General features: G+C 41.0%; 13 protein-coding genes. All 13 read right to left on the bottom strand.

Translation table 11 applies throughout. The annotated features are described in order from the left end of the window. Positions 1 to 41: 41 nt before the first annotated feature. Complete coding sequence (locus V6984_RS04135) at positions 42 to 521, bottom strand: methylated DNA-protein cysteine methyltransferase (protein ID WP_342758542.1); 480 nt, start codon at positions 519 to 521, stop codon at positions 42 to 44. Positions 522 to 718: 197 nt separating this feature from the next. After that, the gene (locus tag V6984_RS04130) at positions 719 to 1,951 is read right to left on the bottom strand and encodes a Zn-dependent hydrolase (protein WP_342758541.1); all 1,233 of its coding nucleotides are present in this window, start codon (positions 1,949 to 1,951) and stop codon (positions 719 to 721) included. A gap of 53 nt (positions 1,952 to 2,004) precedes the next feature. Beyond that, complete coding sequence (locus V6984_RS04125; RefSeq protein WP_342758540.1) at positions 2,005 to 2,631, bottom strand: cytidylate kinase-like family protein; 627 nt, start codon at positions 2,629 to 2,631, stop codon at positions 2,005 to 2,007. 23 nt (positions 2,632 to 2,654) lie between these two features. After that, on the bottom strand, positions 2,655 to 3,350 hold the full coding sequence (gene urtE, locus V6984_RS04120; RefSeq protein ID WP_342758539.1) for an urea ABC transporter ATP-binding subunit UrtE: 696 nt from the start codon (positions 3,348 to 3,350) through the stop codon (positions 2,655 to 2,657). A gap of 3 nt (positions 3,351 to 3,353) precedes the next feature. Further along, entirely contained in the window at positions 3,354 to 4,100 is a 747-nt protein-coding gene (gene urtD, locus V6984_RS04115) for an urea ABC transporter ATP-binding protein UrtD (RefSeq protein ID WP_342758538.1), read from the bottom strand. A gap of 13 nt (positions 4,101 to 4,113) precedes the next feature. After that, complete coding sequence (locus V6984_RS04110; RefSeq protein WP_342758537.1) at positions 4,114 to 5,175, bottom strand: ABC transporter permease subunit; 1,062 nt, start codon at positions 5,173 to 5,175, stop codon at positions 4,114 to 4,116. Between the two features lie 23 nt (positions 5,176 to 5,198). Further along, a complete protein-coding gene (urtB, locus tag V6984_RS04105; RefSeq protein ID WP_342758536.1) occupies positions 5,199 to 6,062 on the bottom strand; it encodes an urea ABC transporter permease subunit UrtB in 864 nt (287 codons plus the stop codon). Between the two features lie 33 nt (positions 6,063 to 6,095). Further along, positions 6,096 to 7,340: a transporter substrate-binding domain-containing protein gene (locus V6984_RS04100; protein WP_342758535.1), complete on the bottom strand. Its 1,245-nt coding sequence runs from the start codon at positions 7,338 to 7,340 to the stop codon at positions 6,096 to 6,098. A 98-nt stretch (positions 7,341 to 7,438) separates the two neighbouring features. After that, on the bottom strand, positions 7,439 to 8,593 hold the full coding sequence (locus V6984_RS04095) for an iron-containing alcohol dehydrogenase (RefSeq protein WP_342758534.1): 1,155 nt from the start codon (positions 8,591 to 8,593) through the stop codon (positions 7,439 to 7,441). A 50-nt stretch (positions 8,594 to 8,643) separates the two neighbouring features. Continuing rightward, a complete protein-coding gene (locus V6984_RS04090) occupies positions 8,644 to 9,969 on the bottom strand; it encodes an aminotransferase class III-fold pyridoxal phosphate-dependent enzyme (protein WP_342758533.1) in 1,326 nt (441 codons plus the stop codon). A gap of 296 nt (positions 9,970 to 10,265) precedes the next feature. Next, entirely contained in the window at positions 10,266 to 11,426 is a 1,161-nt protein-coding gene (locus tag V6984_RS04085) for a PucR family transcriptional regulator (protein WP_342758532.1), read from the bottom strand. A 47-nt stretch (positions 11,427 to 11,473) separates the two neighbouring features. Beyond that, positions 11,474 to 12,079: a hypothetical protein gene (locus tag V6984_RS04080; RefSeq protein ID WP_342758531.1), complete on the bottom strand. Its 606-nt coding sequence runs from the start codon at positions 12,077 to 12,079 to the stop codon at positions 11,474 to 11,476. Between the two features lie 319 nt (positions 12,080 to 12,398). After that, positions 12,399 to 13,592, bottom strand: coding sequence for an elongation factor Tu (gene tuf, locus V6984_RS04075; RefSeq protein ID WP_342758530.1), 1,194 nt, complete (start codon positions 13,590 to 13,592; stop codon positions 12,399 to 12,401). Positions 13,593 to 13,617 lie beyond the last annotated feature (25 nt).

Genomic DNA, 13,617 nt, shown 5'->3' with positions numbered 1-13,617 from the left:
CTCAAAAATATTGCGGGATTCATTCTCACAAACCGATTTTCCTACCCCAATTCAAACAATGCGTCCTCATAATCTTTTACATAGTATTTGATATTCTTCCTGCCCTTTTGAATTATAGTGTGTCCTTCTGCTTCCAGCCTTTCTTTCTGAGCTTCCATTCCGCCCGGATATTTGGGATTCAATTCACCGTTTGCTTTTAGTGTTCTCCAATATGGCGTTTCGTTTTCGGAACGCTGATAGCTCGCCCATGCCGCAATAGACACAAAAACTCCGGCGGTAATTGGCTCCGTGAAATCTGCTCCGTTCAACTTGGCAAAATACACACGGATCTGGCCTATGGTAATTACTTTACCACGGGGAACTGATTTCATTACCTTGTCATAGTCAATTGGCGGCGCAAAGTACATGATGTTTCCACCATATTTTTGAATGCTTTTTAGGTCTGTTATCGTCTGAATCTTTGGCATATCTTTGCTGTCGTACAACATTGAATTAAAATCTTTCTTATCTTCGTTTGCCATATCTTTCACCTCCTGCATAAAGAATATTGCAGTTTTACTATTCATGCAATGAGACAGTTTTAAAAACTTCTGATTTACCGTTATAATTATATCACTCCTTCCTATCACCTGCCATCATATTTTAAAGGGCATGGCCGCAGCCCTGCCCTTCTTCTTTATTGTTCAAAGACTTTTCTTTTACATATTTCATTAATACTTTAATTACTGATTCTATCGATTTCCAGTATTGTGTTCAACAATACATTTGCACCCTTTAAGCAATTCTCAAGTGGTGTATATTCCAGCTCACAGTGGCTATGTCCTTTATCGCTAGGTACAAATATCATTGCCGTAGGAACAAGCTCGCATATATATTGAGAATCGTGACCGGCTCCGCTATACATTCTTTTTGACGAATAGCCTAATTTATCCGCACTTGTTTCTACAAAGCTTACAAGTCTTTTATCGAAATCCACCGTTTTCCTGTCCCATTCTCTGACTGCCTCTACCGTACAGCCAGACAGCTTCTCCGGGACATTTTCGATTACCGAAATAACCTGCTTTAGTACCTCCGGACTTTTATGTCTGGAATCTATCGTCATTCTCACTTCTTCCGGAATAATCGTATGGATATTAGGATAAGCGGCTATCTTCCCTATGGTATACACAAGCTCTTCGTCGAGCTTTCCCAGCTCTGTATATAGATATTCCAAAGCCTGAGCGGCGGCATACAATGCGTCCTTCCGATACTTCATTGGCGTAGTACCCGCATGATCCGCCTGCCCTTTCACTCTGAATTCATAATTCACCATACCCACAACTCCCGACACTATACCTATATCTCTGTTCTCTTCATATAAAACAGGGCCTTGCTCCGCATGCAGCTCAATACTGGCGATATATTTTTCCGGAGACATTCTATTGCCGATATCGCCCATAAAGCCGCTCTCCAACAAGGCGTCTTTAAAGGTATAGCCCGGAATATCTTTTGCTTCCGAACGAAGCATTGTATCTTTGTCAAACTTACCGCATATTACGCCCGAAGACATCATTGCCGGTTCAAATCTCGCTCCCTCTTCATTTGTCCATACAACTACAGTAATAGGATGCCTGTGAGGAATATGGTCTCTGACAATCGTCTCGGCAGCTTCCATCGCGGTCAGAACTCCCAATACTCCGTCGTAATTGCCGCCTTTTACAACCGAATCGAGATGTGAACCGCTCATAATTGCCGGGAGGTCCTCATCTCCTTCGATTGTCGCATACATATTTGCCAAGTCATCTGTCACGACTACTGCACCTAACGCTTCCATTCTTTTTTTAAACTCCGCTCTTGCCGCAATCGCTTCTTTCGATAGGGACAGTCTGGTTATTCCGCCATTCCCCGTATCGCCGAATGAACTAAAGGTATTTATCTTATCTTTCATTCTTTCCAAACAACAAAATTTCATCTTTATACCCATGCTCCTTTCAAAGTCTGATCACTTACGTAACAATCCAGAATCTATAGCTTAAATTTTGTTCTCACATAGTGCTCAACCAAATCCACACATTCATTTCTGCCTATCCGGTCACTGTTCAAAGTCATGTCATAATTGACAGGGTTCGTCCAGTAGTTGCCTCCCGTATAATATTTATAATAATCCGCTCTGTACTTGTCCGTTTTACTGATCAGCTTATGAGCCTGCGCTTCGGATACTCCCATTTTATTCATAATGGACTTCACACAGGCACTTCTGGGCGCCTCCACATAGAAGCTCACCACATTATCACAATCCTTAAGAACATGGTCCGCACACTTTCCCAGTACAATAAATGAAGTGGTTGCCGCAAGTTTTCTAATAATTTCTGCCTGTATATTAAAAAGATTTATATCCGATTCAAACCGCTTATCCTGCGGAGATACCACAGACGTAAACGGAATCTTCTGCAGCATTTTTGACAGATGACTGCCTGAAAGCTTTTCGTCTACTCTGCCGAACAGAGCTTCATTTAATCCGCTTTCTTCCGAAGCGAGCTTTAATATCTGGTGTTCATAGCATGGAATTCCCAGCCTTTGTGCCAGTTTTGTTCCTATTTCTTTTCCTCCGCTGCCAAATCCTCTCGCTATAGTAATCGCATAATTTCCCATATTCTTCCTCCCTGACCCTGTACTTACACACTTAAGTATTTTTTGCTTATATCATCGGTAAGCTCATCTATGCTTCCTTTATTCACAACGGTCCCTTTTTGGATAATAAGAAATTTGTTGCCTATTTTTCTGGCAAATTTCAGATTCTGTTCCACGATGACAAGAGGAACCTTCTTCTCTTTATGATATCTGTCCAGCGTATTTGCGATTTCCGATACGGTATTGGGCTGAATGCCTTCCGTAGGTTCGTCGAGAATAAGTATTTGGGGATCTGCCATCAAGGCTCTGGCTATAGCAAGCTGTTGCTGCTGTCCGCCGGAGAGAACTCCTCCTTTTCTCTTTAAATGCTGTGACAGTATCGGAAAATATTCAAATATCTCCTCTACTTTTTTATGATATTGGACAGCATGTGCCATAGCGCCCAGTTCCAGATTCTCCTGAACAGTAAGCTGGGGAATGATCTCCCTTCCTTGGGGTACATAGGCAATACCGCTTTGCGACCTTTCAAATGTCTTTATTCTGCTTATATCTTTACCCTCCAGCGTTAAGCTTCCTTCTTTTAGGTTCAGAAGGCCAATAATACTCTTTAGCAAAGTCGTCTTGCCTACTCCATTGCGTCCGAGAATTACCAGACTGTCTTCTTTTTTCACATGAAAGGATACCTCGCTTACAACTCTGCTTTTGCCGTAATTAACCGATACGTTTTCTACCTTAAGCATAATCTATTCCTCCTCGTCGGTCTTCAAATATACTTTTATTACCTCCGGATTGGCCGTAATCTCTTTATAGCTTCCTTCTGCCAGTACTTCTCCCTGACTGAGAACCGTCACCGTCTGAGCAATCTGTTTCACAAAGTCTATATCGTGTTCGATAACAATCAACGTTTTGCCTTTCATAATCGTCTTTATCATCTCACCCGTTTTATATGTCTCATCGGCGGACATACCGGCCGTAGGCTCATCCAAAGTAATAACTTCCGGCTTTTGTGCAAGTATCATTCCCATTTCCAGCCATTGACGCTGACCGTGCGACAGGAAAGACGGAAGGACATTTCTTTCATCATATAAGTTAATCTTTTTTAAAATATCTTCAATTTCATTTTTAACCGCCCGGGTCTTTCGAAAGGTCAATGTTTTTATTAGGCTGTTATATCCCGATAGCGCTACTTCTATGTTCTCATATACCGTCATATAATCGAATACATTCGGACCCTGAAATTTTCTGCCGACCTTATATTTATTGGATATTTTATAAGGGTCTTTTCCCCCGATGCTCTCTCCGTTAAGAAGCACACTTCCGTAGGTAGGCTTTGTTTTACCGGTAATCATATCGATAATCGTTGTTTTTCCGGCACCGTTAGGCCCGATGATGACCCGCAGTTCTCCCTTTTCAACAGACAGATTAACTTCATTTACGGCCCGAAAGCCATTAAATTCAACTGTGAGGTTTTTCAATTCCAAATATGCCATATTAATAACCACCCTACCTATCCTTTTTTTGCAGTTCTTTTACAATCCTGCTGTTATACTGCATATCGATGATCGTACCTATTATTCCCTTTGGAAGTATAAGGACAATCGCTATAAGTAAAAGGCCTAAAACAATCTGCCAAAAGTCTCCCAATACGCCGGACAGCTTACTTTGCAGCAGACTGACCGTCAACGTTCCGAATATAGCTCCCGACAGACTGCCCCTGCCCCCTACTGCCAGCCAGATAAGCAAAATAGTAGAAAAAGTAATTCCTGCATTCTCTATAGAAATAAAAGAAGTAATGGGCACATATAAAGCTCCGCCAAAACCGGCTATGGCACCGGCTATAGCAAAAAGGGCCATTTTAAACACTGCTGGATTATATCCCAAAAACTGTAGTCTTGCTTCATTATCTCTAACCGATTTGACTACTTTTCCAAATCTGCTTTCCGTCAGCCACAGGCAAAAGAAATATATAATCACCAATGAAACAAATGCTATGTAATACCAGCCCCTGATGTCAATTGTATTTCCAAATAAAGCGATATCTTTCAATCCTTTCGCAACACCATTCACTCCGCTGGAGCCGCCGGTATATACTTGATTTGTCTTGATAAATAATTCGAACAAGGCCGCAAATGCCAACGTAATTAAGTTGAAAAATACTCCCTTTATCTTACTTGTAAATATAAAATATCCTAAGAATAGAGCCAGCAGGGCCGGAAGGAGAACAGACAGCACGATTGCCGCCTGCATATTCTCCAATGGCCTGTAAAACCAAGGCAGCTCTTCAAGTCCCCCTGCTTTCATAAATGCGGGAAGACCATTCCGGCAGGCGAGCGCTATGCCGGTGATATATCCTCCCAATCCAAAAAATACCGCAAAACCAAGATTCATTAATCCACCATACCCCCACAAAATGTCAAGAGCCAGTGCCAGTATGATAAATGTAATAATTTTCCCCATAAGCTGTGTTGTATATAAGGATGAAAACACCGGTAAAATTGCTAATACAAGAAACAAGCCTGCAACAATATATTTATCCGCCGTTATACTTTTTATTGTTTCTTTCATATTCTGCCTCCATTAGCTGTTTTTTATCTTTTATCCTTTGAGGAAAATAAACCCTGCGGTCTGAATCTGATTAAAATAATTATTACAATGAATATCAAAAGCTTTGCTGTTACAAGGCTCATATACCCTGCCATGACAGATATCGATTCTTCTATTACACCTGCTCCCCAGAAAGAGCCGATCACCGAATTCAAGCCGCCAAGTATAACTACCAGAAAGCTGTCCACCACATATTCGGTGCCCATACCCGGCGTGACACTGGAGATAGGTGCCAGCAGTGCTCCGGCCAATCCTGCCAGGCCGCAGCCATAGGCGAAGGTCATTCTATCCACTTTATCGGAATTGATTCCCAGACATTGCGACATTTTTCTGTTCTGTGTGATCGCTCTAAGCTGCATCCCAAATTTAGTTTTATAAAACAAGAATATGGTTCCGGCCAGGATGACTCCCGCCATTACGATAATAAAAATATTATAATAAGGAACGGTTATTTTACCTGCGCTAATGCTTCCTTTTATAGGATTTTCGATATTCTGGTTTTCAGGTCCGAACAATATCCTGACAATTTGAGGGATGATATAAGTCAGAGCAAACGTAACAAGTAATGTTTCCGCCACCTTACCATATAACTTCCTGATAAATAACTGTTCAAGTATCATGCCTAAAATCGCTGTAAATATAAAGCTGACAGGTATGGATAAGAAAAATGGTACTCCCAACTGATTGACACATACACATGAGCAATAAGCTCCTAACATAACGAACTCACCATGCGCCATATTTACAACATCCAGCATACCGAAAATAATGACCAAACCAATTGCAACGATAAACAGTTCAGCCGATCCGCTTATGCCGTTAATTATCTGTGACAAAAGCAATTCCATAGCTTCACCACTCCTTTTTCCTACATTTTCAAATTAATCTACCACAGGTGCTACCAGACCATCAGAGGATGAAATGATATCAAAAGTTAAATTTTCATTGACCTTACCAATATAAACATTCAGCCATGCATGATGATTTTCCTTATCCATTTTTATTACTCCTGACGGCGCTTCCACTTCAATGTCCGCAGCAGCGTTTACAATGTCCGCAGTCTCTGTAGAACCGGCTTTTTCTATTGCTTTTGCCAGCATATAAACTCCATGGTATGTGGCTTCGGCTCCATTATTTACTGTAGTTTCAGTTCCGAACAAGCTTTCATATTTTTCAACAAATGCCTTATTTGTCTCCGTATCCAGCGTATTGAAGTAGGAAAAGCATGAATAGGAACCAATTGCCGCTTCCCCGATTCCTTTCACGGTACCTTCATGGCAGGCAACCGAACAAATTGGTGTTGTCTCCATGTCCAGTCCATACTGAGCGCAGTCTGTATAAAAATAAACGGAATCATTTCCCGCGACTGCCGAAAAAATCACATCCGGCTCCGCCTCTTTGATCTTATTTACTATGGATGAGAAATCATCGGTTCCCGTCGGTGCATATTCTTCTCCGGCGATTTCACCTCCTGAAGCCTCCACCAGCTCCTTCGCATAAGAAATCGTATTTCTCGGAAATTCATAGTCGGATCCTACGAAATATACCTTTTTGCCTAAGTTCTCTAAAATATACGGTATAAATCCGTCCACCTGCTGACTGGGTACGGTATTGGTATATAAGACATTATCCGACGGTGTTTCTCCTTCATAAAAAGTATTATATACAAGCAGAGAATCATACTGTTCAATGGTAGGGATAACCGCTAATCTTGTGGACGATGAATTAGTCCCGACTATTGCAACAACTTCGTCTTTTAATATCAGTTCTTGAGCTTTCTCCGCCGCCATGGCCGGATCGGAACCATAGTCAGTATATATGGGTTCAATAGGCGCCCCGTTAATTCCTCCCGCCTCATTAATCTCATCGATTGCCATCTGCGCCGCATTTTTCATGGGCGTTTCCGAAATGGAGAAATTGCCTGTTGTGCTCAAAAGAACACCTATTTTTATTGCCTCTGTATCACTTTCCGTATTGCTTACCTCTTCGGTACTTTCCGTATCCTCAGCAGCTTGCTCGCTGCTTCCCGCACTTACTTCCGTTTCGGCCGGTTCCGATGAACCGCATGCTGTCAATGAAAAAACCATAACTGCCGCCATTAACACCGATAAAATCTTCTTTTTCATATTTTCTCCTCCTTGTGTTATGTGAGTGGTAATTAGTATATATAAACAAAGGAACTCACGGCTATCATAACCGGAGCTCCTTCGCTTAAGTCAATATTTTAATCCCATAATTTCTTATAGATTTGAATTAGATCGTCCTTCTTTACTTTCTTTATCGTATTGGAAGGACTTCCGCTTGCCATGGCATCCTCAGCCATCTTGTCTATCCTTTTCTCAAAGTCTTCTTTGTCTATGCCATATTCCCTCAATGTAGGAATCTCAACAGTAATACACAGTTCTTCCAAGACCTTAAGGAATGCGTTCGCAGCCGTTTCCTCTGCCTCCTCATAGGCAGCGGCACCGATTGTCCTTGCTATATCCGCGAACCTATCATAGCATCCATCCAAAGCGAAAGCCAGCCCTTCCTTGATTATCATGGCATTAGATACACCGTGGGGAACATGGAACAAGGCTCCTATCGGTCTGCTCATCCCATGAATCAATGTAACAGACGCATTGTTAATGCAAATGCCCGCTTCGTATGCCGCTATTGCCAGTTCTTCTCTCGCCTTCTTATCTTCGCCATTTGAATATGCTATGGGCAGATAGGTGAAGATTCTCTTTATAGCTGATAATGCAAAGATATCCGTTATCGGATTTCCTTTTCTCGATGTATAGGATTCCACCGCATGGGTAAGCGCATCCATTCCTGTCGCTGATGTAACGCTCTTTGGCGCGGACATCGAAAGTGACGGATCGATCACTGCTAATCTGGGCAATAATGCATCTCCCTTTAACAGCATTTTTACATCTCTTTTGGAATCAGTGATGATCGTGAATTTTGTTGCCTCCGAACCGGTACCCGCCGTAGTGGGTATTAACACCATGGCTGGAAAGTCACCCTCTATTTCTTTCCCTAAATAGTCGGAAATCTTACCTTCCAGCACCGACATCGCCCCTATCGCCTTTGCACTATCCAAAGGGCTGCCGCCTCCGATACCGATGATAAAATCACATTCCTTGTCCTTATAGACCATAACGCCCTGCTCTATCATATAGTCCGTAGGCTCGCTTGTTATTTCATTAAATATCTCATATGATATGCCTTCCTGCTCCAGAAGGTCTGTCAGAACATTTACTATTCCTGCTTTCGTTACCACCTTTCCCGTAACGATCAGCGCTTTCTTTCCTATCGCTTTTATTGCCGGCAACGATTGTTTTAATGAATCCTCACCAATAATAGTACGATCCGGCACTACAAATTGATATGCCATCCTGCCTCCCTTCCATACTTATATTACAAGCACTGCTCTCTGTTTCCTAATTATATAAAATCTCTGTCAACGATGTCTAGTACCTCATCCAGCTTTTCCAATTCTTCTATGAGCTGACTCTCCGTAATAATCAGCGGCGGACAGACTAAAATCATATTTTCATGTGAATAGGTCATAAATTTACGCTCTTTTAACATTCCTACTATTCTTCCCATGATTCCCTGAGGATCATTTCCGTAAGGAACGATCGCTTCCTTTGTCTCTTTGCTCTTTACCAGCTCTACCGCTGAGAATAAGCCGATATACCTCACATCCCCAACGCACGGATGTGCCCTTTTCATCTCTTCCAAATGCTCACCCAGAACCTTGCCTACCGCATTCACATTATCTAAAATATTCTCTTCTTCATAATAATCAATACAAGCCACTCCTGCCGCACAGGCTAAAGGATGTCCACTGTAGGTCAGTCCGCAGGACAGAAGGTGCTCATCGAAATATTCTGCAATTTCAGCAGATACCGCTACTCCTCCAAGAGGAACATAACCACAGGTAACCCCCTTCGCAAAGGTTATGATATCCGGTTTGATTTCGAAATGTTCAAAAGCGAACATTTTGCCCGTTCTGCACCAGCCAGTCATCACTTCATCGCAAATCATCAGAATACCATATTTGTCGCAAAGAGCCCTGACTCCGGGCATGTATCCTTCGGGCGGTATAATGACACCGTTTGAGCCTGTGATCGTTTCCATTACAATTGCGGCTATTTGATTTGCACCTTCGTATTGAATCTGTTCTTCTAACTTAGTCAGATAGTATTTGCTCGCCTCTTCTTCCGAGGCAAATGCAATTGCTTCTCTATAAATATATGGATCAAAAAATTTAATAAATCCGGGAATTCCCGGCTCCAACGTATATCTTCTAGGCTCTCCCGTTAAATTGCCTGCACCGAAGGAGGAACCATGATAACTTCTATATCGGCTGAGTATCTTATTCTTCCCGGTAAACATCCTTGCTATCTTCACTGCGTTCTCATTGGCATCCGCACCCGCATTAGTAAAAAATATCTTTCCGAAATTGTCCGGTAATAAATTCACGATCTTTTCAGCTAACTGCGCTCTCGATTCAGCTCCATAGGAAGGACCTACAAAACAATATTGATCCACTTGTTCTTTAATAGCATCTCCTATTTTTTTATTGCCGAATCCTACATTCATATTCACTAACTGAGAAGACATATCGGTGTATTTGTTCCCTTCGTAATCCCAAAAGTAAATACCGTCTGCTTTTTCTACGGAAATAGGGTTGATTCCCCCCTGCTTGCTCCAAGACTGCAAATTATACTTTTTCTGCTTGTTTCTGATGTCAAAACCGTTCATAATAGCATCCTCCTAAAAACAAAGGCCCGGACATATTCATATGACCAAGCCTCTCTGCTTTTCTTTATTATGTACATATTATAATACGGCGTTTTTATTATTACAACGTATAATTGCATAGTATTTATTGTGCTAATGCACATTTTGTTACTGTTCACTTCGTTAACAGTAACGCATGATTTCTGCATTTAAATTCGCTCCGCGAAGCAGAAATCATCTCTTGAATCATATTCTTACGTAGCTTAACAGCAAGTGTTAAGCTACTGTGTGAACAATAACCACATTTTTTCTAATTATTATAAAACATCCTTTATCATAAGTCCAATGGAACATATAACCTTTGCTTCCAGATTAAGTAGATTATACCCTGTGATCCTTTCAACTTTCTTAATCATATTGTTTACCGTATTCCTATGTATGTATTGCTTTTCAGAGACCAGCTGAGGACTTCCGTTACAGCTGATATATATTTTCAGAAAATCCAGTAATCCGGTACCGTTCTCCTTATCATACTGCTCTATTTTTCCAATAATCGTATAATAGTAATCATATAACAAATTTTTATCCTTCACATCCATAAATATCTTTGTCAGGCCAAGCCTATCGTATCTTACTATCGATGTATTATTTCTTACCGCTATTTTATTGGTATTAATAGCGTTCTCAAAGTTATTCCTCTGATCCGATATCCCTGAAATAATAGAGCTGACACCAATATAAATATCTGCCATTACATTGGCGTTTTTGATATTATACATAAAATCATCCAGAAAATGATTCACTTCTACTTCCGAATATTCCACCAGGACAAGGATCAGCGCTTCCTTATAGACAAAATGAATAAACAAATCCCTTATAGACCTTCCTGCCTTTTCCGCATATCTTGAAAGTCTCTTATATTTTTCAGTAAGGACTGAGTTATTATCCTCCTTTGCGGAAATACATAGGAAGCAAAAGGCGTTATCCCTCATAAATCCGTAGCGCTCCATTTGAAGAATCTGAGTCTCTTTATCACCTATTTCGAATAATATATTCTTTATTGCAGAAGCCAGGCTATTTTCTATATTGTCACTATGTATGATTTTTTCACAAAAATTCCTTGTTACATCCACCAATCTGATTTCCCACGGAATGGTAAAAAGAGGCATGTTTACCTCATTGCAGAAATCGATCACTTCCTGAGGCACTTCTTCTATATGAGGTCCCAGGTTTATGACAAATGCACTTGTGCTTACACTGTTTAATCGCTTTGCAAAGTCGAGCAGCCAGTTTTTATCTTTATTTCTTATTCCTGCCGTAAAAACCAGCTCCTGTCCATGCAAAAAGCTGCTGGCTTCTTCGTCTTCGATCGTATGAACCCATTGGACGAGATTATCCAGCCCGTTTTTTCCGGCAATCAATCTCATTTTATACAAAGACATCCCTTCGTTATATAACTTTCTGATCTGCAGTGCCATAAAGTTTCTCCTCCCGAATTACCGAATAATCTAAGCATAAAAATCTTTCATATATTCTGAAAAATGAAATTATCTTTATAACATTTATCCGCCAGTTTCCGGTTCATTTGCTCCAGCTCATTCTTATGGGCAAAATATTCCTCGTTGCGCTCCTCCCTCTCATAAGTACGTTTATACCACATCTGCTCCCAGAATTCCATATAATCCGTACTATCATTCATAATATTTGCTTTTCTATTTTTCTTTGCTGAAGAACTGGAGGAATCTTCTGAATAATCCCACTCATTATATCCCTCTCCCCGGCATTCTTCTTTTGTCGCACCTATATATTCATAATCTGTGCCGGAAATATATTCCTTCTTATTCGTCATCATTGACATATTTACTGAGCGATTCTCTCTATTATAACCAAGCACCCATTTTTCATACTCTGGATCATCCTTCATCGCTTGATAGCCTTCTTCCGAGATTACAAGTGTCTCCGCAATTTTTTTGTGCGAAGGATGAGATGGTATTTTATCGATTTCCCGGCGAATCCTGCATTTGTATTCCTCTAAAGTTTCCACATCATTTTCTACGGTGTCTGAAATATTCTTACTATTGTATGCATAGACTCTGCCTGCTCCCCAATTACTTTCTAATAATACCGACATTTTTGCCCCTCCTCATTTTTTATTGTATTCCTTTTATCGATTATTTAATAGCTTATATTTTTTGATCTAATTTCAGCTTTAAAAAAATGACACTAAAGTTCTTCTGTTTCAAGAATTTTAATGTCATCCGTGACTAACTTTTCTATACTCTCTATATCGGCATTTCTTCCAATTTTTTTACCTTTCATTTGTTTGTTCCATTATATATACTTATAATTTGTTACCATAAATAAAGGGGCAATTCTACTAAAAAACCGCAATCCCTCATAAATGAAAGATTGCGGCATTTATTTTAATCTATTATGATGCTAAATCAAGATTACTCCATAATTGTAGCAACACGGCCTGAACCAACGGTACGTCCGCCTTCACGAATAGCGAAAGTAAGCCCCTGCTCCATAGCGATGGGATGGATCAATTCAATCGTCATCTCTACGTTATCACCAGGCATGCACATTTCTGTTCCTGCAGGAAGATCACATACGCCAGTTACGTCAGTTGTTCTGAAGTAGAACTGAGGTCTATAGTTATTGAAGAAAGGAGTATGACGTCCACCTTCATCTTTTGTCAGAACGTAAACCTGAGCTGTAAATTTCTTGTGACATTTTACAGTACCGGGTTTGGAAAGAACCTGGCCTCTTTCGATTTCTGTTCTCTGGATACCACGAAGCAATGCACCGATGTTATCACCAGCCTGAGCTTCGTCAAGCATCTTGCGGAACATTTCGATACCGGTAACAACGGTCTTTCTGGACTCTTCTTTGATACCAACAACTTCAACTTCCTCATTGAGGTGAAGTGTACCACGCTCAACACGTCCTGTAGCAACCGTACCACGACCAGTAATCGTGAATACGTCTTCGACAGGCATAAGGAAAGGCTTATCTGTATCGCGAACCGGGTCCGGAACATAGCTGTCAACAGCGTTCATAAGCTCAAGAATCTTGTCGCCCCACTCGCCGTTCGGATCTTCGAGGGCCTTTAAAGCGGATCCCTGAATAACCGGTGTGTCATCGCCCGGGAATTCATACTCAGACAATAAGTCTCTAACTTCCATCTCAACTAACTCGAGCAATTCAGCATCATCAACCATATCACATTTGTTCATGAATACTACGATATAAGGAACACCTACCTGACGGGAAAGTAAGATGTGCTCTTTCGTCTGAGCCATAACACCGTCAGTTGCAGCAACAACGAGGATAGCACCATCCATCTGAGCAGCACCGGTGATCATGTTCTTTACATAATCGGCATGTCCGGGGCAGTCAACGTGTGCATAGTGTCTCTTCTCTGTCTCATACTCAACGTGAGAAGTAGAAATCGTGATACCACGTTCTCTTTCTTCCGGAGCCTTATCGATCATATCGAATGCAACAGCCTGGCCTGTGCCCAGTCTTACATTCAACGTCTTTGTGATTGCTGCTGTTAAAGTTGTTTTACCATGATCAACATGACCAATGGTTCCAATATTACAATGGGGTTTGTTTCTTTCAAATTTAGCTTTAGCCATTTCTAAAGTCCTCCTTTAATTTGTT

It is taken from the genome of Kineothrix sp. IPX-CK (assembly GCF_039134705.1).
In the GTDB taxonomy this organism is placed as follows: domain Bacteria; phylum Bacillota; class Clostridia; order Lachnospirales; family Lachnospiraceae; genus Kineothrix; species Kineothrix sedimenti.
The sequence above is the reverse complement of the archived record's forward strand: the minus strand, read 5'-3'. Positions and strand labels throughout refer to the sequence as shown.

Excerpts from the sequence above, each read along its gene's own strand:
- V6984_RS04135 (WP_342758542.1), bottom strand. The coding sequence starts at position 521 with ATGGCAAACGAAGATAAGAAAGATTTTAATTCAATGTTGTACGACAGC.
- V6984_RS04130 (WP_342758541.1), bottom strand. The coding sequence starts at position 1,951 with ATGAAATTTTGTTGTTTGGAAAGAATGAAAGATAAGATAAATACCTTT.
- V6984_RS04125 (WP_342758540.1), bottom strand. The coding sequence starts at position 2,631 with ATGGGAAATTATGCGATTACTATAGCGAGAGGATTTGGCAGCGGAGGA.
- urtE (WP_342758539.1), bottom strand. The coding sequence starts at position 3,350 with ATGCTTAAGGTAGAAAACGTATCGGTTAATTACGGCAAAAGCAGAGTT.
- urtD (WP_342758538.1), bottom strand. The coding sequence starts at position 4,100 with ATGGCATATTTGGAATTGAAAAACCTCACAGTTGAATTTAATGGCTTT.
- V6984_RS04110 (WP_342758537.1), bottom strand. The coding sequence starts at position 5,175 with ATGAAAGAAACAATAAAAAGTATAACGGCGGATAAATATATTGTTGCA.
- urtB (WP_342758536.1), bottom strand. The coding sequence starts at position 6,062 with ATGGAATTGCTTTTGTCACAGATAATTAACGGCATAAGCGGATCGGCT.
- V6984_RS04100 (WP_342758535.1), bottom strand. The coding sequence starts at position 7,340 with ATGAAAAAGAAGATTTTATCGGTGTTAATGGCGGCAGTTATGGTTTTT.
- V6984_RS04095 (WP_342758534.1), bottom strand. The coding sequence starts at position 8,593 with ATGGCATATCAATTTGTAGTGCCGGATCGTACTATTATTGGTGAGGAT.
- V6984_RS04090 (WP_342758533.1), bottom strand. The coding sequence starts at position 9,969 with ATGAACGGTTTTGACATCAGAAACAAGCAGAAAAAGTATAATTTGCAG.
- V6984_RS04085 (WP_342758532.1), bottom strand. The coding sequence starts at position 11,426 with ATGGCACTGCAGATCAGAAAGTTATATAACGAAGGGATGTCTTTGTAT.
- V6984_RS04080 (WP_342758531.1), bottom strand. The coding sequence starts at position 12,079 with ATGTCGGTATTATTAGAAAGTAATTGGGGAGCAGGCAGAGTCTATGCA.
- tuf (WP_342758530.1), bottom strand. The coding sequence starts at position 13,592 with ATGGCTAAAGCTAAATTTGAAAGAAACAAACCCCATTGTAATATTGGA.